20 protein-coding genes are annotated in these 21,357 nt (G+C 55.6%); 15 read left to right on the forward strand and 5 right to left on the reverse strand.

The window, feature by feature from the left end; all coding sequences use genetic code 11:
* Nucleotides 1-827: 827 nt before the first annotated feature.
* Both ACR0AP_RS15410 and ACR0AP_RS15415 read right to left on the reverse strand, forming a co-directional pair.
* Entirely contained in the window at nucleotides 828-1,937 is a 1,110-nt protein-coding gene (locus ACR0AP_RS15410) for a ParB/RepB/Spo0J family partition protein (RefSeq protein ID WP_480507600.1), read from the reverse strand.
* Complete coding sequence (locus ACR0AP_RS15415; RefSeq protein ID WP_480507602.1) at nucleotides 1,934-3,241, reverse strand: AAA family ATPase; 1,308 nt, start codon at nucleotides 3,239-3,241, stop codon at nucleotides 1,934-1,936. Before ACR0AP_RS15415 ends, ACR0AP_RS15410 begins: the two co-directional genes overlap by 4 nt.
* A 469-nt stretch (nucleotides 3,242-3,710) precedes the next feature.
* Between ACR0AP_RS15415 and ACR0AP_RS15420 the strand changes: the two genes are divergently transcribed.
* The 6 genes from ACR0AP_RS15420 to ACR0AP_RS15445 all read left to right on the forward strand — a co-directional run bounded on the left by ACR0AP_RS15420 (nucleotide 3,711) and on the right by ACR0AP_RS15445 (nucleotide 11,466).
* Complete coding sequence (locus tag ACR0AP_RS15420; RefSeq protein WP_480507604.1) at nucleotides 3,711-4,394, forward strand: DnaA N-terminal domain-containing protein; 684 nt, start codon at nucleotides 3,711-3,713, stop codon at nucleotides 4,392-4,394.
* A 121-nt stretch (nucleotides 4,395-4,515) separates the two neighbouring features.
* Nucleotides 4,516-5,655, forward strand: coding sequence for an aminotransferase class I/II-fold pyridoxal phosphate-dependent enzyme (locus ACR0AP_RS15425; protein ID WP_480507606.1), 1,140 nt, complete (start codon nucleotides 4,516-4,518; stop codon nucleotides 5,653-5,655).
* 445 nt (nucleotides 5,656-6,100) lie between these two features.
* Nucleotides 6,101-7,729 carry a peptide ABC transporter substrate-binding protein gene (locus ACR0AP_RS15430; protein WP_480507608.1) on the forward strand — a complete coding sequence of 543 codons (1,629 nt, stop codon included), beginning with the start codon at nucleotides 6,101-6,103 and terminating at the stop codon, nucleotides 7,727-7,729.
* A gap of 66 nt (nucleotides 7,730-7,795) precedes the next feature.
* Nucleotides 7,796-8,719 (forward strand): oligopeptide ABC transporter permease OppB, encoded by a 924-nt coding sequence (oppB, locus tag ACR0AP_RS15435; protein ID WP_209507493.1) that lies wholly within the window; start codon nucleotides 7,796-7,798, stop codon nucleotides 8,717-8,719.
* Nucleotides 8,720-8,729: 10 nt separating this feature from the next.
* Complete coding sequence (locus ACR0AP_RS15440) at nucleotides 8,730-9,659, forward strand: ABC transporter permease subunit (protein ID WP_480507610.1); 930 nt, start codon at nucleotides 8,730-8,732, stop codon at nucleotides 9,657-9,659.
* Between the two features lies 1 nt (nucleotide 9,660).
* Entirely contained in the window at nucleotides 9,661-11,466 is a 1,806-nt protein-coding gene (locus ACR0AP_RS15445) for an ABC transporter ATP-binding protein (RefSeq protein ID WP_480507612.1), read from the forward strand.
* A gap of 92 nt (nucleotides 11,467-11,558) precedes the next feature.
* Here the strand turns inward: ACR0AP_RS15445 and ACR0AP_RS15450 are convergent, their stop codons facing one another.
* Genes ACR0AP_RS15450 through ACR0AP_RS15460 form a run of 3 tightly spaced genes read right to left on the reverse strand, consistent with a single transcriptional unit; the run spans nucleotide 11,559 to nucleotide 13,446 of the window.
* On the reverse strand, nucleotides 11,559-12,620 hold the full coding sequence (locus tag ACR0AP_RS15450; protein WP_480507614.1) for a YeeE/YedE family protein: 1,062 nt from the start codon (nucleotides 12,618-12,620) through the stop codon (nucleotides 11,559-11,561).
* A 42-nt stretch (nucleotides 12,621-12,662) separates the two neighbouring features.
* On the reverse strand, nucleotides 12,663-13,019 hold the full coding sequence (locus ACR0AP_RS15455; RefSeq protein ID WP_480483447.1) for a metalloregulator ArsR/SmtB family transcription factor: 357 nt from the start codon (nucleotides 13,017-13,019) through the stop codon (nucleotides 12,663-12,665).
* A gap of 52 nt (nucleotides 13,020-13,071) precedes the next feature.
* The gene (locus tag ACR0AP_RS15460) at nucleotides 13,072-13,446 is read right to left on the reverse strand and encodes a thioredoxin domain-containing protein (protein WP_209507498.1); all 375 of its coding nucleotides are present in this window, start codon (nucleotides 13,444-13,446) and stop codon (nucleotides 13,072-13,074) included.
* Nucleotides 13,447-13,526: 80 nt separating this feature from the next.
* Here ACR0AP_RS15460 and ACR0AP_RS15465 point away from each other — a divergent pair, with 80 nt between their 5' ends.
* The 9 genes from ACR0AP_RS15465 (at nucleotide 13,527) to ACR0AP_RS15505 (ending at nucleotide 21,357) form a co-directional block, all read left to right on the forward strand.
* Nucleotides 13,527-14,267, forward strand: a complete 741-nt coding sequence (locus ACR0AP_RS15465) for a cytochrome c biogenesis CcdA family protein (RefSeq protein WP_267366182.1) — start codon at nucleotides 13,527-13,529, stop codon at nucleotides 14,265-14,267.
* A 14-nt stretch (nucleotides 14,268-14,281) separates the two neighbouring features.
* Nucleotides 14,282-14,860 carry a thioredoxin family protein gene (locus ACR0AP_RS15470; RefSeq protein WP_480478083.1) on the forward strand — a complete coding sequence of 193 codons (579 nt, stop codon included), beginning with the start codon at nucleotides 14,282-14,284 and terminating at the stop codon, nucleotides 14,858-14,860.
* 131 nt (nucleotides 14,861-14,991) lie between these two features.
* Nucleotides 14,992-15,468: a sulfur oxidation c-type cytochrome SoxX gene (gene soxX, locus ACR0AP_RS15475; protein ID WP_209507501.1), complete on the forward strand. Its 477-nt coding sequence runs from the start codon at nucleotides 14,992-14,994 to the stop codon at nucleotides 15,466-15,468.
* 46 nt (nucleotides 15,469-15,514) lie between these two features.
* Nucleotides 15,515-15,931 (forward strand): thiosulfate oxidation carrier protein SoxY, encoded by a 417-nt coding sequence (gene soxY / locus ACR0AP_RS15480; protein ID WP_480507616.1) that lies wholly within the window; start codon nucleotides 15,515-15,517, stop codon nucleotides 15,929-15,931.
* A gap of 34 nt (nucleotides 15,932-15,965) precedes the next feature.
* Entirely contained in the window at nucleotides 15,966-16,295 is a 330-nt protein-coding gene (gene soxZ / locus ACR0AP_RS15485; RefSeq protein WP_209507503.1) for a thiosulfate oxidation carrier complex protein SoxZ, read from the forward strand.
* Nucleotides 16,296-16,365: 70 nt separating this feature from the next.
* Nucleotides 16,366-17,211, forward strand: coding sequence for a sulfur oxidation c-type cytochrome SoxA (soxA, locus tag ACR0AP_RS15490; protein WP_209507504.1), 846 nt, complete (start codon nucleotides 16,366-16,368; stop codon nucleotides 17,209-17,211).
* A gap of 87 nt (nucleotides 17,212-17,298) precedes the next feature.
* Nucleotides 17,299-18,996: a thiosulfohydrolase SoxB gene (gene soxB, locus ACR0AP_RS15495; RefSeq protein WP_480507619.1), complete on the forward strand. Its 1,698-nt coding sequence runs from the start codon at nucleotides 17,299-17,301 to the stop codon at nucleotides 18,994-18,996.
* A 65-nt stretch (nucleotides 18,997-19,061) separates the two neighbouring features.
* The gene (gene soxC / locus ACR0AP_RS15500) at nucleotides 19,062-20,333 is read left to right on the forward strand and encodes a sulfite dehydrogenase (RefSeq protein ID WP_209507506.1); all 1,272 of its coding nucleotides are present in this window, start codon (nucleotides 19,062-19,064) and stop codon (nucleotides 20,331-20,333) included.
* The gene (locus ACR0AP_RS15505; protein WP_480507621.1) at nucleotides 20,317-21,357 is read left to right on the forward strand and encodes a c-type cytochrome; all 1,041 of its coding nucleotides are present in this window, start codon (nucleotides 20,317-20,319) and stop codon (nucleotides 21,355-21,357) included. The genes soxC and ACR0AP_RS15505 overlap by 17 nt, the downstream gene beginning before the upstream one ends.

The raw sequence follows: 21,357 nt of genomic DNA on the forward strand, positions 1-21,357 counted from the left end.
TAAGACGCGCCATCTGTGCGTCGCTCAGCCAGAAAAGATCACTCATGTCACCGCTCCTTTTTCGAAGCCGTGAATCACGCGGCGCGGCGAAAATCAATGCATCCTGACCCTAGAGCGTTGCAGCTTCTGGATATGTTCGCAAACTCGACCCCATTCAGAGTCGTCAAAGTGGGTCTGAACGATTTGTACCTGAAGGTTTACGGGATGCGGCGTTCGATACATTGTTGATCCTGTTTGATCATGTTGTTCATAAACTTGGACTTGTTCGTTGTAATTTGGCTAAGCAACCAATCCGTCTCAGTGTCTTGTTCACCGCCCCATTATCTGCCGCGGCTGCTTTGCTCTTGCCCACAACCTTGTCCAAAACCTCGTTTGAAGAAGGTGTCTTGGCAATGAAACTGGTTACTGCTGAGCGCCTCTCGCGCTCAGACAGCTAAAGTCAAAGGGTCTTGTAATCCGGGTGGTCTCCGATCGAGATACATCCATTTTCCACGAACATATGTCTCGTCCACGCGTCAGGAACTTAGTGAACGCGCTTCTTCGTTTCCGCTCTTGCTGCGATAATAAGTGGGTATTTCACAACACGCATATTGAAAGATGCGTGGTCCTTCTGCACGAGGTATTCGGCTATGATCTCTTTCAAATCCCGATGCAACGTGCGCAACGCAGATAGCGACACGCAGCGTAGAATACTGCATCCTTGGAGACATGGCCGACTTTCAGAGCGAACCAAGCTGAAACACCCCAAAGAACTGTGCGCAGGAACCAAACGCTGGTTCCTGGACATTTCTTAAACCAGATAAAAATCCGCAACACACCACTGGATCTTACCCATGGGTAAGATCATCTTCTTCGGGAAGCGCATCGATCAGAGCGGCAATTGCTGCTTCCAGCTTACTGCGATCAACGCGGGTAAAATCCAGATCATACCGCACCTCGATCCTCCCACTAGAGGCAGCGCATTTCGCGATCCCTGCCCTGCCCGAAACTTGAAATGTCGTTTTTGCACGGCGCGGTTTACCTGTGCTGACTGCATCCGACTTTCTTGAAGACGTGGTTTCCGGCTCACCCAAGAATGACCTGAGAATTGCAACCTCACGCGCGCCATCCCGATCAGGCTCGCTCTTCAGTGTCTCGCTTACCTGCCGAACCAGACCTGGCGTGGCGTCAAATTTTCGCTTCAGCTCAACACCCACGTTTCGTGGAATGTCGTTCGGGTGGATCAAAACTTTGTCCAGCATCAGCAGCAAACTGGCGAAAGACCGGATATAGCTACGCTTTGTATAGCTGGCAGACTTAAACAGCGTGGAGACCGCTTTGTCGACATCTGGACAGTCATTTGCTGGGTCCTCGGAATATGCCCGGGCAAGGGCGCCCATTTCCGCAAATGAGATATCCTTTCGGATCAGGTTCTCGTCGACCATACGCCGGTAACTGTTATCCAGATCACCCGCATCAGATATCCCTGCTGGTATTCTGGCGTAGGTTTCGTCACCGGTCTCATCGTACAAGGCACGATAGGCGGACAAGCGGCGCATACCCTGGATCAATTCATACAGCCCGTCTGACCTGCGCTCCAGGCGGATCGGGTTGGACAAACCGATGTCCCGGATCGAATCCTTGAGTTCATCCAGTTCCGGATCAGGACCCGGTTTGCGGTCTCGTGTCAGTTTTTCCGTGACAACGTCTTTAAGCAGCACCCGTTCTGTCACCAGACCTTCGGCTCTCAGCCGCACCAGTTCATGGGCAAGACGATCGTTTTCTGCGCGGATGGATTGTTCCGTCGATTGCTGATCACGCAAAGCGTCGGCATTTTCCGAAATTGCTGCGGCCATTGGACCGCGCCGTTTTTCAAAAACCTTATCCGGCACCTTTCCAACAGGAATTTCATCCATAGCCGGTATGTCGATATCGAACATTCTCCGCTTGCGGCTCATGCGTCATCCTCCACCTTGTCCCAGGCCGACAACATTACGCCCCGGAATTCCTCATACACATTGTCGAAAGTCGAGCGGGCGCGCCGCCAGGTTTCGCGGGTCATCTCACGGTAATCCATTTCGTAAACCGAACTCAGGAATCGTCCCGACTGCTCCACCGCACGGGTCATTTCCACCGGGTGCTGTGCGACATGCTCGCCAAAAACCTTCTTAAAGGCATCAAACATCGCCAGATGCAGCGCGTTGCCCGGTTCATACCGCGTCAACAGGAACCGCAACTCACAGAAGGCTTTGGGCAACCCAATCTTACCCGTGGGTAAGGTTTTGTCGAACCCATACGCCAGATCTTCCAACGCTTCGGCCAACTGGCCGATGAACGACGTGGTCGAGTCATATTCCCAATATCCGGGCCCAGAAGGGATATAAAGCATGTCAGCGGCAAAGACCGCGTTCATGGACTGGTATCCGATTGCCGGCGGGCAATCGAACAGGATGAGGTCAAAGGCGTCATCCGGAATCTGATCCAGATAACGGGACACAGCCGCAAAGAAGGACCATTCAGGATTCAGGTGCCTGTACTGGGCCGACGCAAATTCAACAAAGGCTGCGTTCGCACAGGAAGGTATCGCATCGATCGTCGACCACGAGGTCTTCTTGATGAAATCACCAATTCGCAGGTCACCAAGGCCCATGTCCGTTATCGCGGGCGGCAATTCCCGGCGGGGCAGGGCGGTTCCTGATTCTGCAGCAGCGGGGCGGTTGTTCATACGCTCTGTCTCACGAATGAGATCGCGCGCCATGATCCCCCAAACCGTATAGTCCTCGGTCACGTCTGTCAGGCCCATCGAATGGCTTAATGTTGCCTGAGGGTCGAAATCCACCACGAGGACCCTGTATCCATCCAGGGCGGCCGCATGGGCAAGATGCAGGGCCACGGTCGACTTTCCCGCGCCACCCTTGAAGTTTGCGACAGCCGCACGAATAGCACGCTTGCCTTCTGGGCGAGGGGGCATCAGGGACTTGCGATTAATCTTGAGCCGTCGCCGCAGCTCATTCACCTCTTCCAGGCTGAACCAGCGCTGACGCCCGTCGGGCTCAACCTCGCCGCCGGGCAGGGATGGGTCGGCTGCAAGCTTTCCGCGAAAGGTCGACTGGTTAACCCGGAAGATCAGTTCGGACACTTCCCAGCTGGAAAACCGGCGGAGCGTTTTCTCCATCTCAGGGCTAAAGGTCTGCTGGCGAATCCACCCCTGCAATTTGAGGGACTGATTGCGCAATGCGTTCAGGTCTTCGTGCGTGTACATGCCTCGGGTCTCGTATTTTGGAACGTAAATTTCTGCTCGTTTTTTATTTACGCTTGATTTGCGCTTTTAGCAAAACAAATTATGATGAGACTACGATCTTACCCACGGGTAAGAAAACAAGGCCTGAAAACACCCTCAGCGATTCGTCGGGCCCAGTCGGTGCAAAAAGTCTAGGACAGCCTTATCAGGCGAGTATTTAGGGGGACGGTTCGGAGCAAATAACCACATATAGGGGGACACAACGACCCAATAAGGGGTCATACAGAATGTCCCCCATCACCATTACTTCACCAAATTTCTTTTCCTTATTTGGGTTTGATCTGCGTAAGATCGCACGACGTTCCAGTCTTTGCTTGACAGAATCGAAGCTTTGGACGCTAATTATCCCAAGATGACGAAAAGCGTTGGCAAACGGCGCAAGATCGGTGGGATACACCCGCCAGAGGCAGACAGAGCGGTGAGAACGGGTATGCAGCTTGCGAAACCGGTCGGGCGAAATGCGCCGGCTTTGAAATATGATATACTGTCTGCACTGACCGTTCATGCGCTGTCAGGCGACAAGCACCGGCAACGAAGTATTCTGCGTATCATTGCGTTGATTACAACCCGCTATAACTGGCGCAACAACGAATTATCCATTGGGCGGGAAGAAATTGCGCGCCTGTGGACAGTAAACGAAAGAACCGTAAAGCGCGAAATGGCCAGATTTCGCACATTAGGTTGGGTAGCAGTAAAACGGCCCGCTGCGCGGGGTCGTGTTGCCGTTTACGAGATCGATCTGAAGCAAATCCTGATTGACACCGAAGAGGTGTGGCCTGTTATCGGATCGGACTTTCAAGCCCGGATGTCTGACGTGCCAGAACCCGAAACGAATGTCATACCTTTCGCGACCAAACCAAATGCCCCGGAAAGTACCGAAGGGGATGTGTGGTCCCAGGTTCAGGCGATTCTTCACGGGCGTGACCCGGAGTTGTGGGCAAGCTGGTTTCAACATCTGTCCGAAGCTGAAAGGGCAGGGGGGCGTGTTGTTCTTGTCGCACCGTCACGATTCATGGCCGATTATATTTCGCAAAAGTGGTCGGCGCGACTGTTGGCTGCCTACAGCCGTATTGATCCGGGCATCAGGACGGTTCGCGTGGACGCTGCCGAATAACTGTCTTCGCTGTGTAACCAGTGGGATCTCCTCGTTCAATTGACCGGGGAAATAGATACGAGTACCCAACCGAAGCCGGTACGCCGGTATTGACCAGCCCGGCCCACGTAAAGGACGCATCATGGTATCCGAGAATTTTCTTCCCTTTGAGGTCGAACAATTCTTGTCTGACATGGAACATGGCGTGGTTTACAATTTTTCGGAAAGTGGCGTGCACCCCATGTCGTTGAAGGGGTTGGTGGATCTGGCCGAAATCGATCTGGATCAACTACTGGCGACCATGATCGACTATCCGCAAGTCAACGGAAAGCAATCCTTGCGCGAAACCATTGCCGGGTTTTATCCGGGCGCGTCGTCCGATGGAGTCATGGTTACGGTCGGAGCAACGGAAGCCAATACGCTGGTAGCCAATACCGTACTGGGGGCCGGGGAAAACGTTGTGTGTTTTCGCCCGACATACGAGCAGATTTCGGGAAATGCCGTCAATCGTGGGAACGAGGTGCGTTGGGTCAATCTGGTTGAGGCCAACGGTTGGGGCATCGATGCCGAAGCGCTGGACCGTGCTGTCGATGACAAGACGCGTATCATTCATGTGGTCAATCCCAACAACCCGACGGGCCGGGTGTTGAGCGACATCGATCGAGCGCACATCATAGCGGCCGCCAATCGTGTTGGTGCCTGGATCGTCGTCGATGAGGTCTATGCCGGGACCGAGCGGGAAGGGGACATTGAAACACCGTCATTCTGGGGCAGCACAGATCGGGTGCTGGTGGTGAACTCCATGTCAAAGGCCTATGGCTTGCCGGGCTTACGGCTGGGTTGGCTGGTTGGTCCAGAAGACATCATTCAAGAATGCTGGCGGCGGCATGAATACGCGTCGATCGCGGCGTCGATGCTGTCAATGGAACTGGCGGATAAGGCACTTGCCGAACCGGCACGGTCCAAGCTGAAAGCCCGTGCGCGGCGTCTGATACGCACCGGGTTCGATGTGCTGACACAGGAATTGGCGCGACACCAAGGTGTGTTTTCTGTTGTACCGCCTCAGGCCTCAGCCATGTCTTTTGTCCGGTTCAACCTTCCCATCGCATCGGAAGAACTGGGTTTGCGTCTGTTGCGCGAGAAAGATGTGCTGGTCATTCCCGGCTCACGGTTCGGGGTCGAAAACCACTTTCGGTTCAGCTCCGCCCTGCCGGAAGACCACTTGCGAGAGGGGCTGGCAAGGCTCAACGATCTGACCGGTGATATTCTAAACCACGCGTGACGGTTAACGGATCGCAGGATCGTTAAAACGGCGCCGCTGATTCGCGCCGTTTTGGCTTGTCTGAGACCGCAATGCAGTCGCCAACCGGGCATGGAGGATGGTTCGGAATCCGCGTGGCTTCACAAAAATGTCACGAAGACTGGTCCAATCCTTAGAAAATTGCCGGCACCAAGTCGTTGGAGATATTTCTGCTTATGGTTGCTTGAAAATTCATCAAGGCTTTATCCCAGAGCCAAAAGATGTCACGGTTCAACGCAGTGAAAGACAACTTTCGCAACTTCTTTACCGACAGAAACCAAGAAAGCTGCGACGCAGTGTTCCTTGCGAATTGGCAAAACCAAAATCGAAATGAACGAAGTCCCAGCGGGCGTCGGTCTAATCCGGCTGCTGCGTGCGACCCCGATCAAGTGGGGCCGCGCGGCGACGAACATATGGGAGAGAAATCATGAACAGATACATTCGGAACTCAATGGCGGGGCTTTTGTCGTCGACCATGATCACAGGTGCCGCGTTTGCCGCTGGCACGCATCCTGAAACCGGCGAAGCGCTGGCGGACGATCAAACCTTTACCTACCGCATTCTGGACGAGCACAGCTCGGTCGATCCGCAGGTTGTCGAAGACGTTTCCGGTGCTGAAATTGTACGCGACCTGTTTGAAGGGCTGATGAACCAGGATGAGGATGGCAATCTGGTTCCGGGCGTTGCCACAGGTTACACCGTCGATGACAGCAAGAAAGTCTATACCTTCACACTGCGCGGCGATGCTAAATGGTCGAATGGCGACCCGGTAACCGCCGGAGATTTCGTTTTCGCCTGGAAACGCGCGGTTGATCCGGCACTGTCCTCTCCCTACGCGTGGTTCATGGAACTGATGTCGATCGAAAACGCATCAGCGATCATCGCAGGCGAAAAACCGATTGATGATCTGGGCGTTAAAGCCATCGATGACACAACCCTGGAAGTCACGCTGAGCGCGCCTCTGCCGTATTTCCCGCAGATGACAACGCATTCGACAACCTTCCCGGCACCTCAGAAGGTGATCGCGGAATTTGGCGATGAGTGGACCAAACCCGGAAACATCGTGTCCAATGGCGCGTATGTTCTGACCGAGCACTTGCCACAGGAACGTTCCGTCCGTGAGCGCAACGAGATGTACTGGGACAATGACAACACCATCATCGACAAGGTTGTGGCACTGGTCATCAATGATGAAAACGTAGCCCTGACCCGCTATCTGGCCGGTGAACTGGACCGGACCGAAGTTCCCGCCGGTCAATTCCCGCGTCTGCAGGAAGAGCATCCGGGAGAGGCCATCAGCTTCCCGCGCCTGTGCAACTACTACTACACGTTTAACGTGTCGGACAGCGGCCCTGAAGAATTCAAGGATCCCAAAGTTCGTCAGGCCCTGTCGCTAGCCGTTGACCGGGACATCATCACCAAGAATATCAAGGCCGGTGGCGAGCCGCCCGCGTATACATTCGTGCCAGAAGCAACCGCAGGTTTTACTGTCCCGGTCGTTGAAATGGCATCGATGAGCCAGGCCGAGCGCGATGAGCTGGCCAAGGAACTGCTGGCCGAGGCCGGCTTTGGCGCGGATAACCCTCTGACCTTCTCGATGGTCTACAACACTTCGGAAGCCCACAAGAAAGTTGCCGTCGCGCTGAGCCAGATGTGGAAGCAAAAACTGGGCGCCAATGTTGAACTGGCCAACATGGAATGGAAAGTCTTCCTGGAAGAGCGGGGCAACCAGAACTTTGATCTGGCCCGCGGCGCGTGGTGTGGTGACTATAACGAAGCCTCAACCTTCCTTGACCTGTTGCAGTCGGATTCGGGCTACAACGACGGCAAGTATAACAATGCCCGCGTGGACGAGTTGCTGGCCGAAGCCAAAACTTCGGACGATCCGGCACCGCTGTACACCGAGGTCGAGCGTATTATCGCTCAGGAAACCCCCGTTATCCCGATCTATCACTATGCTGGTGTCTACATGATGGATAGCGATGTCGGAAACTGGCCAGTCAAAAACGTAGAGCAAAACTGGTACTCCAAGAACCTCTACAAAATCGCCGAGTAATCATCTTCTGACCATGACCTGCCCCGAAGTTTTCTTCGGGGCAGCGCCATCTATTGGGGGCATTGAATGCTTGCCTATGTCATTCGGCGGGTCCTGACCGCCATACCGACGATCCTGCTGCTGATCGTCGCCTGTTTCTTCTTGATGCACTATGCGCCCGGTGGGCCCTTTACCTCGGAACGGACGTTGCCGCCGCAGGTTTTGGCCAATATCGAGGCGCGGTATGGTCTGGACCAGCCGTTGTGGAAGCAACTCTGGGACTATCTGTACAATATCGTTGTGCATTTCGATTTTGGACCGTCCTTCAAGTTCAAGGACCGCGATGTGAACGACATCATCGCGCAGGGCTTTCCGATCTCGCTGACCTATGGGTCGCTGTCCTTTCTGGTCGCTACGGTGGTGGGCATCGGACTGGGGATTGCCGCCGCAATCCGGCACAACAGCTGGATCGACTACTTTGCGGTTGGGCTGGGGATTGCAGCGCAGGCGCTGCCCAACTTCATCATGGGTCCGATCCTGATCCTGACCTTCACCCTGTGGCTGGGATGGTTGCCCGGCGGTGGGTGGAATGGTGGTCAATGGCCCTATCTGATCATGCCGGTTATCGCCCTTGCGACATCTTACATGGGATCGATTGCACGGATCACCCGGTCTTCAATGCTGGAGGTTCTGAATTCGAACTTCATCAGAACCGCCCGTGCCAAGGGCCTGCCGACAAGAACCGTGATCTGGCGCCATGCGATGAAGCCGACCTTGCTGCCGGTCGTATCTTATCTGGGGCCGGTGTTTGTGTATGTGCTGACCGGATCCGTCTTTGTTGACATCTACTTCTCGACCGGTGGTCTGGGGCAGGCTTATGTCGGCTCGGCCTTGTCACGCGACTATGCTGTGCTGCTTGGGGTTACGATCCTCTATGGCGTTCTGACCGTTCTGGTAAACCTGCTGACCGATCTGGCCTATGCCTGGTTCGATCCGAAGATCCGCTATTGAGGGGCTGGATATGCTAGGAAAATCACAAAAAGCCGCGCATCTGGCCGAAGAAATCACCGATTATACAGCCGTTCAGGGACGTTCTCTCTGGCAGGACGCGCGTATGCGCTTTGTACGAAACAAAGCGGCAATGGCCAGTGTGTTCATTCTGCTGCTTATCGTGTTGTTCACGATCATAGGCCCGTATTTTGCCGTCTGGAGCAATGAAGAGATCGACTGGAATGTCATGGGCGATGTCCGGGGCATGGGAATGCCGTCGATGGAAACGGGTCACTATTTCGGTGTCGACGATCTGGGGCGCGATTTGTACAGCCGCGCCATTCAGGCAACCACGACGTCCTTGCTTGTTGGGTTGATCGGGGCGGCGACCGCTCTGATCGTTGGAACGTGTTATGGCATTACTGCCGGGTACTTTGGCGGGCGGACGGATGGCGCGATGATGCGTTTCGTCGACATCCTTCTGGCTATCCCGACAACTCTGATCATCATCCTTCTGCTGGTTGTTGCCGGGCGATCCTTCTTCACGCTTTTCATCGCACTGGGCGCGGTTGGATGGCTGACCATGTCACGCATTGTGCGCGGGCAGACGCTTGCCCTGAAGAACCGCGAATTCATCGAGGCTGCTCGCGCCGCAGGCGTCAGTGAATTCACGATCATGTACCGCCATATTTTGCCCAATCTGCTGGGTGTCGTGATCGTCTATGCGTCGCTTCTGGTGCCCGAGATGATCCTGACCGAAAGCTTCATCTCATTCCTGGGACTGGGGATCTCCGAACCTTACACGTCGCTGGGAAGGCTGATCGCAGAAGGGGCGGGAACCATGGGCTATGGAACGCTGTGGCAATTGATGTTCCCGCTGACATTCTATGTCGCCATTATCATCACGATGTTCTTCATCGGCGATGGTTTGCGTGACGCTTTGGACCCGAAGGACCGCTGATATGAGTCTGTTTTCAGTAAAGAACCTGAGCGTCCGGTTTGACACCCCCGATGGTGTCGTTGAGGCGGTCAAAGACATCAGTTTTGATATCAATCCGGGCGAATGCCTTGGTATTGTCGGCGAAAGTGGATCTGGCAAAAGCCAGACCTTCATGGCGGCAATGGGTTTGCTGCCCCCCGCCGGACATGCCAGCGGGTCAGCCAAGCTGAACGGTCAGGAGATTTTGAACCTGCCGGTGAACAAGCTGAACCAGATCCGCGGCGACGATGTCGGCATGATCTTTCAGGATCCTCTGACTGCATTAACGCCGCATCTGAAGATTGGGCAACAGATGCGTGAAGTGCTGCAGGTCCACGAGGGCCTGAAGGGGTCAGCCGCGCGCGCGCGCTGTCTGGAGTGGTTGGACAGGGTGCGCATTCCCGAAGCGGGCCGCCGTCTGGACCAGTTCCCGCACGAATTATCCGGTGGAATGCGACAGCGTGTGATGATTGCGATGTCGATGCTGTGCAGTCCCAAACTGCTTATTGCGGACGAGCCGACGACGGCGCTGGATGTCACTGTTCAGGCAGACATCCTTGATCTGATGGTTCATCTGCAGAAGGATGAGGGAACCGCGATTGCACTGATCACGCATGACATGGGCGTTGTTGCGCGCATGTGCGACCGGGTTCAGGTCATGCGCATGGGTCAATTCGTCGAAGCCGGCGAAACACGCGCGCTGTTCCGAAATCCGCAACACGAATACACGCGGGCCCTGCTGGAGGCGATGCCCCGGATTGATGCCGGTGACGCGCCGCGCGCTTTGGAAAAGGCCGAAGAACCCCTTCTCAAGGTCGATGACGTCAAGGTTCATTTCCCCATTCATGTCTCTGGCGGGTTGTTCGGGCGCAAGGTTCCGCTGAAAGCTGTCGATGGTGTCAGCTTTGATATTCGCAAGGGCGAAACTCTGGGTGTCGTGGGCGAATCCGGTTGCGGAAAATCGACACTGGCGCGCGCGGTTTTGCAACTGATCGAACCCAGCGCGGGGGGGGTCAGCTGGTTGGGCCATCCGATCGTCGGCTTGAAGCGATCCGAGCTGAACAAGTACCGCAAGGACCTGCAGATCGTGTTCCAAGACCCGTTGGCCAGTCTTGATCCACGCATGACGATTTCAGCGTCGATTGCTGAGCCGCTGAAAACCTACCGCCCCGATCTGACGGACCGGGAACGCAAGCAGATGGTCGCCGCGATGATGGAACGGGTTGGTCTGCAGGCCAACATGATCAACCGTTACCCGCACGAGCTGTCCGGAGGGCAGAACCAGCGCGTCGGCATTGCGCGGGCGATGATCAACAAGCCCAGGCTGATTATCTGCGACGAGGCCGTTTCAGCGCTCGACGTTTCCATTCAGGCGCAGATTGTCGAGCTGCTAAAGGAACTTCAGCAGGAATTTGGCCTGTCGATGATTTTCATCAGCCATGACTTGTCGGTTGTGCGTGCGGTATCGAACCGGATCATGGTTCTGTATCTCGGGCGAATTGTGGAAATGGGTGACGGTGAGGTGATCTGCTCGGAACCGATCCACCCTTATACTCAATCGCTGATTTCGGCCGTGCCGATACCGGACCCGGATGTGGAGCGGACGCGGCAGCGCCTCAAACTGCCGGGTGAGCTGCCATCGCCGCTGGATCCCAAAGCCGCGTTGCGTTTCTTGCCCAGTCGGCTGGTCAACGGTCACAGTGATTATGTTCCAAAGCTGCAGGAGGTCGCACCAGACCATTTTGTAGCGGAACATGACACACTGGATTCCATCATGGCCAATGGCTGATCGAAAGGTCTGTTGCAGGTTTTCGGGGCTTGATGAATGCCCCGAAAACCTGCGCAGGGTCTGTTCGAAGAAACCGCAGCCTATGGCGGGGCTTAACGTTCTGGAATGAAAGACAATCCTGATACAAGCTGTCGCAGGCCAAGGGCCGCTCCGGCAAAGATCGCCGCAAAGGTTATGGGCGCACTATAGGCCAGCAGAGAAAAAGCGGAGATGCCTTGTCCGACACTGCATCCAACCGCAATTATTGCTCCGGGCCCCATTATCGCCGCCCCCAGCATCTGCCGCTTAAGCTCACGTGGATCTTCGCAGGCTTCCCAGCGGAAATGACCTTTTGACCATGACCCGAGGAAAGCACCAATCAGAACCCCTGAAACCGAACCGACCGCAAACGAGAGCGTGTTGCCTGAGGCGGTCATGAGATAGAACACGGTATCACCCAAAGGCGCGGCAAACGTGTGTGTTTGCAAGGTCTCACCTTCAAACCCGTGTGTGGCCACCCAATTGGTGCCAAGCCAGCCTGAAACGACTGCCAATCCGACCGCCGCACCCCATAAAACCTGCGCAGGTGATTTGCGAAACCGATCATTTGTCAGGGCAAATACTACTATGGCAGAGCCGACAAGCGTTCCTGTAACCCATGCCGGTGTCGACGTCAGCCGTTCGGCAAGGAAGCTGACGCTTTGAGGATTACCGAGATCCATGGCTTCGGGGAAAAGCCAGATCCTGACGTAGGCCAGAGGGCCGGACATGACCACATATGCGGAAAGGCCCACGATCAGGACAATGACGAATGACCGAAGGTCGCCGCCGCCAAGGCGTGCAAGCGCGCCATAGCCGCAGTTTCCGCTGATGGCCATGCCATATCCGAACATCAATCCGCCAATGACCGATCCGATCGGATTCCATGTCTGCGCAATATAGGTCGTGCTGAGCGGGTCAATCCCACCCAACGCCATCCCCAAATGGCTGCCGACAATCGCAACACCAATCGCAACGGCCCACATACGCAGGCGCCGGTCGTCATTTGCATAAAGATAATCTTCTATTGCACCCAAGGTGCAGAACCGCCCGATGCGCGCAGCAAGACCAAGTACAATGCCGCCGACCAGACCGATCAGCGCAACTGTATTGGCGTCTCCCAGAAGTTCGAACATGGCCAGTCTCCTCCCAAAGCTGGCGGTGTTTATTTCGGGCTTCTACTTGTCCCGACAGAAAAGATTGTAGACGACTTCCAGGATCTGAGTCGACCGGTCGTCCGCCAATCTGTAATAGATCGTTTTGCCTTCGCGCCGTGTCTTGACCAGCCCCTCAAAGCGCAAGCGGGACAATTGTTGGGAAACGGCAGCCTGCCTGGCCGACAGCATTTCCTCCATCTGCGTGACGGATTTTTCTCCAGATGACAAATAGCACAGAATCATCAGCCGCCCCTCATGGCTGATTGCCTTGAGGAAATTGGACGCCGTCTGGGCGTTATCCATCATCCTGTCCAAGTCCTCGTTGCACATGTCCTTGGTGAACACGGGCAGTTTCGACGGTTTGTCCAACACGATCATCTCGCTTTCGTGGCTTCACGTATTCAAAACAGTATATGTAAATCCCGAGGATTTAACCAGAGCTCTCGATCTTAACTCCGGCGTCGCGTAGTAAAACACCCAATAGCCCCCAGAAAAAGTCTTCGCCAGGATAACCTTCGATCCGGCCGATTTCTTGACCGTCCTCCAGCAATACAAAGGTCGGCGTATAGAAAAGGGGCCGATCCAGGGTAATCCCTTCGGGCGTGGTTGCGTGGATATCCGTTCGTTGCAATGGGGCAGCTTTACCTTCGGCTGTCAGCGGGTAGATCCCGGATATTTCGGCGTCCCAGCGGGCGCACCACATGCACCCGTCTTCTTCGGCCATCAGCAATACCATTTCGGCCCGCGACGCAGCAGGCCAGGCCAGCAGTGTGACTACGAATAATGTCTGCAACACGTGACGCATCAAAAGCTCCGATTGACCTGGGTGACACATCTTTACTATTTTGAATGTGTGAATAGTAACCTGTCTGGACGGATTTGACCATGCTCGACATCACGTTTGCAGGGGCTTTGATCGCGGGGCTTTTGTCTTTCCTGTCCCCCTGCATTCTGCCCATTGTCCCGTTCTACCTCAGCTATCTGGCGGGCGTCGGGATGGAGCAGATTTCGGCCGGTTCGACGATCACCCCGGATGTTCGCCGCCGGGCGACCCTGTCAGCGATAGCTTTTGCCGCCGGGATCATCACGGTCTTCATGGCGCTTGGCGCCACGGCGTCGATCTTCGGTCAGCTGGTTCGTGCTTATTTCGACATTCTGCGATGGATCGCTGCGCTCATCATCATCGCGATGGGCCTGCATTTTCTGGGTCTTTTCCGTATCGGCTTCCTGTATCGGCAGTTTCGCGCAGACATCGGTGAGACGACAAATGTAAGCGTGATCGGGGCATATGTTCTGGGGCTGGCTTTTGCCTTTGGCTGGACGCCTTGCGTCGGGCCGGTTTTGGCGGCGATCCTGTTCACGGCGGCTGGAACCGAGACCGCTTGGCGCGGTGCCGTGCTTTTGTTCGTCTATGGGGTTGGCATGACAGCGCCGTTTGTTCTGGCAGCCTTTCTGGTTCGGCCCTTCATGCAATGGATGGCACGTTTCCGGAAACATCTGGGAATGATTGAAAAGGCGATGGGTGTCTTGCTGATTCTTTTTGGCATCCTGATCGCGACCAATTCCATAAATCTAATCGCACAATGGATGCTGGATCACATGCCTTGGCTGGCGGCCATTGGCTAATTCGGGAGAACACCATGAAACGGATAGTATTGTTCTTGATTGCAGGGCTGTTTGCTGGGGCGGTTTACGCAGCTGAACTGGGGGATGACGGTCTGCATAAAACGCCGTGGATGCGAGACACGTTCAAAGACCTTCGTGAAGACCTTGAAGAAGCGAGGGGGGAAGGCAAGCGGCTGGTTCTGTTCATTGAACAACAGGGCTGCATCTACTGCAAAAAGATGCATGAAGAGGTTTTCCCGCAACCCGACCTGTCTGCGTATATCGAAGAAAACTTCTTTGTCGTTCAGCTGGACCTACACGGAAGTACGATGGCCACCGATTTTGACGGAGAAGAAGCCGAGCAAAGATCACTGATGCGCAAATGGGGGATTCTGTTCACCCCTACATTGGTTTTCTTACCTGAGGACGTGTCAGAGGATGCCACAGCAATCGAAGCGGCCGTTGCGGTCATGCCCGGGGCGTTCTCGAAGGGAACGACCCTCGATCTTTTTACCTGGGTCAATGAAAAACGGTACGAGCTTGATAACGGGGAAGATTTTCAACGGTATCACGCGCGCCGCATTCAAGAGAGAAACAATGTTTCGCAAGATTGACGTGTTGCAATATAAATAAAAAAATTCATTAAGATGAATTTAATGTTGCGATGAACCCTGCCCGTCGACTACGGTACACAGAGGCTTTGGGTCGCAAAGCGCCATCGGCGCGGTAGCAAATGGGAGGGATCATGAAGCTGAGACACTTGACTTTGGCTTGTATCATAACAGGCAGTGCCGCCATCGCGGCAGAAACAGGACCAAAAGACGTACAGTTCGACGATTATGGTGCGATCGAGGCTTCATTGACCGGCGTCGCCGGCGATGCGGCAAACGGTGCGGTCATCGTGGGCGAGAAATCCAAGGGCAACTGTGTGGCCTGTCATCAGGTCACGGCTTTGGCGGATATTCCGTTCCATGGCGAAGTCGGTCCGCTGCTGGATGGGGCCGGGGATCGGTGGTCCGAGGCGGAGCTTCGAGGACTGGTCGCAAATGCCAAGATGACGTTTGACGGAACGGTCATGCCGGCTTTCTACAAGGATGACGGCTATATCCGTCCGGGCGACGCCTATACGGGCAAAGCCCCGTCAGGGCCTTTGACGTCAATCCTGACTGCACAGGAAATCGAGGACGTCGTCGCGTTCCTCGCAACCCTTAAAGAACAATAATCACGCTTTCAGGCGTGAATTCGTGAGGATCCAAAGGAGATTGAAAATGGAATTTTCTCGTCGCGAGACTCTGGCTCTTGGTCTGGGCGCTGCGGTCCTGACCCTGATGCCGTTCCGCGCAAATGCGGCTGCGGAAGACGCGATAGCCGCGTTTACTGGCGGTGCAGACGTGGCTGACGGCGGTGTGACGCTGACGGCGCCGGAAATTGCCGAGAACGGAAATACCGTTCCGATCGAAGTCAGCGCGCCGGGTGCGGCAGCAATTCTGATCGTAGCGGCTGGAAACCCCGAGCCCGGCGTTGCCACGTTCAACTTTGGCCCGCTGGCTGCTGCGCAGGCGGCTTCGACCCGCATTCGTCTTGCAGGAACGCAAGATGTCATTGCTGTGGCCAAAATGGCTGATGGTAGCTTTGCCAAGGCTTCGGCAACCGTAAAAGTGACAATTGGCGGCTGCGGCGGCTGATCGCCACGCGCCCTGAAGAACAGGAGAAAAACCAATGGCATCCGGTGTAAAACCCCGCGTCAAGGTTCCAAAAACAGCCGCTGCTGGCGAAGCAATCACGATCAAAACGCTGATCAGCCACAATATGGAAAGTGGCCAGCGTAAGGATAAGGAAGGCAACGTCATTCCGCGTTCGATCATCAATCGGTTCACCTGCGAATTTAACGGAGAACTGGTGATAGACGTGACGATGGAGCCGGCGATTTCGACAAACCCGTATTTTCAGTTCGATGCAACCGTGCCTGAAGCCGGGGAATTCGTTTTCACCTGGTATGACGATGACGGGTCCGTTTACGACACAAAAAAACCGATCGAGATCGCCTGACGGCTCGACCGTAACGGCAGATCAGCGCCGGTGGTAAAAACCTGCGCTGATCACCCAAGGGAGGAACGCAATGAATAAAAAAGCACTCACGGCGATCGCGGCAGTTCTGGCTTTCCCGGTTTCAGTGGCAGCTGGACCTGACGAAGACAAGCTGGTGATCAACGAAGAACTGGAAATGGTTTCGGTGACCGAGGCCCCGGCCCATGTCGAGAACTTCGATACGATCTATTCGGGGTGGCATTTCAGGACCGATGAAACGCAGGCGTTGCAGATCGACGATTTCGACAACCCGGCTATGATTTTTGTCGACCAGGCCGCTGATCTTTATGAGGCTGTAGATGGCGCGGCTGGCAAAAGTTGCTCTTCGTGCCACGATGATGTGGAAAGCTTCAAAGGGCTGCAAGCGTCCATGCCGAAGGTCGATGCGGAAACCGGCAAGCTGGTTGTGATGGAAGATCTGATCAACAAGTGCCGTACGGAACGCATGGAAGCAGATGCGTGGAAATGGTCTGGTGCCGATATGCAGGGCATGGTCGCGCTGATTGCCTTTCAGTCACGAGGGCTGCCCATGAATGTCGCCATTGACGGCGATGCTGCTCCTTATTGGGAGCAGGGCAAGGAAATGTACTACACCCGATATGGTCAGCTGGAGTTGAGTTGCGCCAACTGTCACGAAGACAATTGGGGCAACATGATCCGGGCCGACCATCTGAGCCAGGGGATGATCAACGGTTTCCCGACTTATCGTCTGAAGCAGGCCAAGCTGATCTCGCGTCACAACCGCTTCCGCGGCTGTATTCGTGATACACGCGCTGAAACCTTTGCCGAAGGTTCCGACGAATTCCGGGCGCTGGAGCTTTACGTAGCATCGCGCGGCAACGGCCTTTCGGTCGAAACGCCGGCCGTGCGTCAGTAACAAAGAACCAGCGCCGGGATTTCCGGGCGCGGGTTTTTCATTTCTACTACATTCACACATTTATATGTGAAACAGGAAAGCCGACAAATGATATCGCGACGTGATTTTCTACAGGTCTCCATGGCGGCCTCAGCGCTGTACGGGGCATCCGGTTTCGGGAACTGGGCAAGGCTGGCGGCCCAGCAAAGCCTGACCCAGGACCAGTTGCTGGAATTTGAGACCTTCGGAAATATCAGCCTGATTCACATCACGGATATCCACGCGCAGCTCAAACCGATTTACTTCCGCGAGCCCGAGGTCAACCTGGGCATCGGAGACGCGCGCGGGCAAATGCCGCATGTGACGGGGGCCGCATTTCGCAAGGCTTACGGGATCGAAGATGGCAGCCCGTCCGCCTATGCGCTGACTTACAATGACTTTGCTGCATTGGCGAAGACCTATGGCCGCGTCGGAGGGCTTGACCGGGTCTCGACCGTTATCAACGCCATCCGTGCCGACCGGCCAGATGCGTTGTTGCTGGATGGGGGCGACACCTGGCATGGCTCGTATACCTGCTATCAGACAGCGGGTCAGGACATGGTCAACGTGATGAATGCACTCAAGCCCGATGCGATGACATTCCATTGGGAGTTCACGTTGGGCAGCGAGCGGGTCAACGAGATCGTTGAAGGTTTGCCTTTTGCGGCGCTGGGTCAGAATATTTTTGACGCGGAATGGGATGAACCTGCGGAGCTTTTCAAACCCTACAAGTTCTTCGAACGCGGCGGGGCCAAGGTTGCCGTCATCGGACAGGCTTTCCCGTATATGCCAATTGCCAACCCCAGTTGGATGTTCCCGGAATACTCGTTCGGGATCCGGGATGAGAACATGCAGGCCATGGTGGACGAGGTGCGCGACGCAGGTGCCGATGTTGTCGTCGTCCTCAGCCATAACGGCTTTGACGTGGACAAAAAGATGGCGAGCCGCGTTCAGGGGATTGATGTAATCCTGAGCGGTCACACCCATGACGCTTTGCCTGAACCGGTTCTAGTCGAAAAGACGCATATCATCGCGTCTGGCTCGAACGGCAAATTCGTCAGCCGCGTTGATCTGGACGTGCGGGATGGCCAGATGATGGGGCTGAAGCACAAGCTGATCCCGATCTTTTCAGACGTCATCGCGCCTGATCCGGCAATCACTGCCCTGATCAACGAACAGCGCGCACCATATGATGCGGCACTAAGCGAAGTGATCGGCAAGACGGACTCGCTGCTGTATCGGCGCGGAAACTTCAATGGCACGTGGGACGATCTGATCTGCGATGCACTGATCAGCGAGCGCGAGGCGGATATTGCCATGTCGCCGGGTGTGCGCTGGGGTCCGTCGATCCTACCCGGTCAGGAGATCACGCGTGAGGATATCTGGAATGTTACTTCGATGTCCTATCCGAATGCGTATCGTACGGAAATGACGGGTGAATTCATTCACGTGATCCTCGAGGATGTTGGCGACAACCTGTTCAACCCCGATCCCTATTACCAGCAGGGTGGCGACATGGTGCGTGTCGGCGGCCTTGGATACCGTATCGATGTCACCAAACCGCAAGGGCAGCGGATCAGCGACATGACCCTGCTCAAGACAGGTGAGGCGATTGATCCGGCGAAATCCTATGTTGTGGCCGGTTGGGCCAGCGTCAACGAGGGCACCGAAGGCCCGCCCATCTGGGATGTCGTCGAAAACCACATTCGTAATCAGGGCACCGTCACCGTCGAGCCGAATACATCGGTCGAGGTGATCGGAGCCTGACAGCGCGAACCGAATGTCAAACATTGAATACAAGATTTGCTGATCGAATGACGGAGGCAAACAAAATGAGCGAGAATCCAAGGGCAAAAGCCCCATCGCGTCGCCAGTTTCTAAGCGGTGCTGCCGCGGTTGGCGTAGGTGCGGTCGGTGCCTCAGCGGCGCGCGCCGCAGGCCCTGACCCGCTGATCACTCAGGTTCAGGAATGGGCACAGGCAACGGGCGAAGGTGTAGATGCAACCCCCTACGGCCTGCCAATCCAATTCGAGAGTGATGTCGTACGGCGCAACGTCGAGTGGTTGACCGCAGACACAATCAGTTCGATCAATTTCACGCCGATCCACGCGCTGGACGGCACGATCACCCCGCAGGGATGCGCATTCGAGCGGCACCATTCGGGTGCGATCGAACTGAGCAAGGCGGACTACCGTCTGATGATCAACGGTCTGGTCGAAACTCCGCTGATTTTCACATATGAAGATCTGGAACGTTTCCCGCGCGAGAACCGTATCTATTTCTGCGAATGCGCTGCCAATACGGGTATGGAATGGGCCGGTGCGCAGCTCAACGGCGCGCAGTTCACGCACGGAATGATCCACAACATGGAATATTCCGGTGTTCCGCTGCGCACTCTGCTGGAAGAGGCCGGGGTAAAGCCCGAAGGCAAATGGGTTTACGTCGAAGGCGCGGATGCTTCCTCGAATGGTCGCTCGATCCCGCTGGAAAAGGCGATGGATGACGTACTTGTAGCATTCAAAGCCAATGGTGAGGCTTTGCGTAAAGAACACGGATATCCCGTTCGTCTTGTCGTTCCCGGCTGGGAAGGCAACATGTGGGTCAAGTGGCTGCGCCGGGTCGAGGTCACCGAGATGGCTATCGAAAGCCGCGAAGAGACATCCAAGTATACGGATACTCTCGAAGACGGAACATCACGCAAGTGGACATGGGTCATGGACGCCAAATCGGTCGTCACATCGCCCAGCCCGCAAGCGCCGATAACCCATGGACCCGGGCCGTTGGTGATCACCGGGTTGGCCTGGTCCGGGCGGGGCTCGATTACCGGCGTCGACGTGTCGGTGGATGGTGGCAAGAACTGGGTTCCGGCCCGTCTGGCGGCGCCCGGAACAGACAAGGCGCTGACCCGGTTTTATCTGGACCATAACTGGGACGGTTCAGAGATGCTGTTGCAGGCCCGCGCCAAGGATTCGACCGGTTACGTCCAACCCAGCAAAGCTCAGCTGCGGGATGTGCGAGGCGAGAACTCGATCTACCACAACAATTGTATCCAGACCTGGTGGATCAAGGAAAATGGAGAGGCGGAAAATGTCGAAGTATCGTAAGCTATTGGCCGCCTCGGCCCTTGGGTTGTGCGTAGCGGTTCCGGCCCATGCAGACAAGCTAGGGCTTGGGCGCCCTGCGTTGCCCGAAGAAATCGCGGCATGGGACCACGACGTTGCACCTGACGGAACCGGATTGCCCGAAGGTTCCGGCGACGTGTTCACCGGTGAAGAGGTCTTTGCCGAAAGGTGCGCGATCTGTCATGGCGATTTTGCTGAAGGTGTGGACAACTGGCCGAAACTGGCGGGCGGCGAGGGCACGCTTGCAGATAAGGACCCGCTGAAAACAGTGGGCTCCTACTGGCCGCACCTTTCGACGGTATGGGACTATGTGAACCGTTCGATGCCGTTTGGAGATGCACAATCGCTGCAGCCTGACGATGTTTACGCGATTGTCGCCTATATCCTGTATTCCAATGACATCGTCGATGATGAGTTCACGCTGTCGCACGAAAATATCCTTGAAGTGGAAATGCCGAATGCCGGGGGTTTCATCGTGGATGACCGCGAAACGGCCGAGGCGCATTTCTGGACGGATGAGCCATGCATGACGGATTGCAAAGAAGGCGTGGAAATCACCATGCGCGCCGCCGTTCTGGATGTAACGCCTGACGAAGCCGGGGTTGAAAGCGCGGACCCGGCATCTGTTTCCGAGGAAGCACCCGTCGAGGTCGTAGAAGCCGCTGACGACACAGCGGCACTTGATCCCGAAATGATCGAAAATGGCGAAAAAGTTTTCAAGAAGTGCAAGTCATGCCATCAGGTCGGCGAAGGGGCCAAGCATCGCACGGGTCCGGCATTGAACGGCGTTGTCGGTGCCAATGCGGCCGCCGTCGAAGGCTTTAAGTACTCCAAGGCCATGAAAGCTGCCGCCGAGGATGGCTTGATCTGGACGGATGAAGAGATGGCCGCGTTTCTGGCTAAGCCTAAAGCCTACATGAAGGGGACACGTATGTCCTTTGCCGGGCTCAAGAAACAGGATGATATCGACGCGGTCATCGTTTACCTGAAATCTTTCGGCAGCTGA

The organism is Ruegeria sp. AF7 (genome assembly GCF_056541885.1).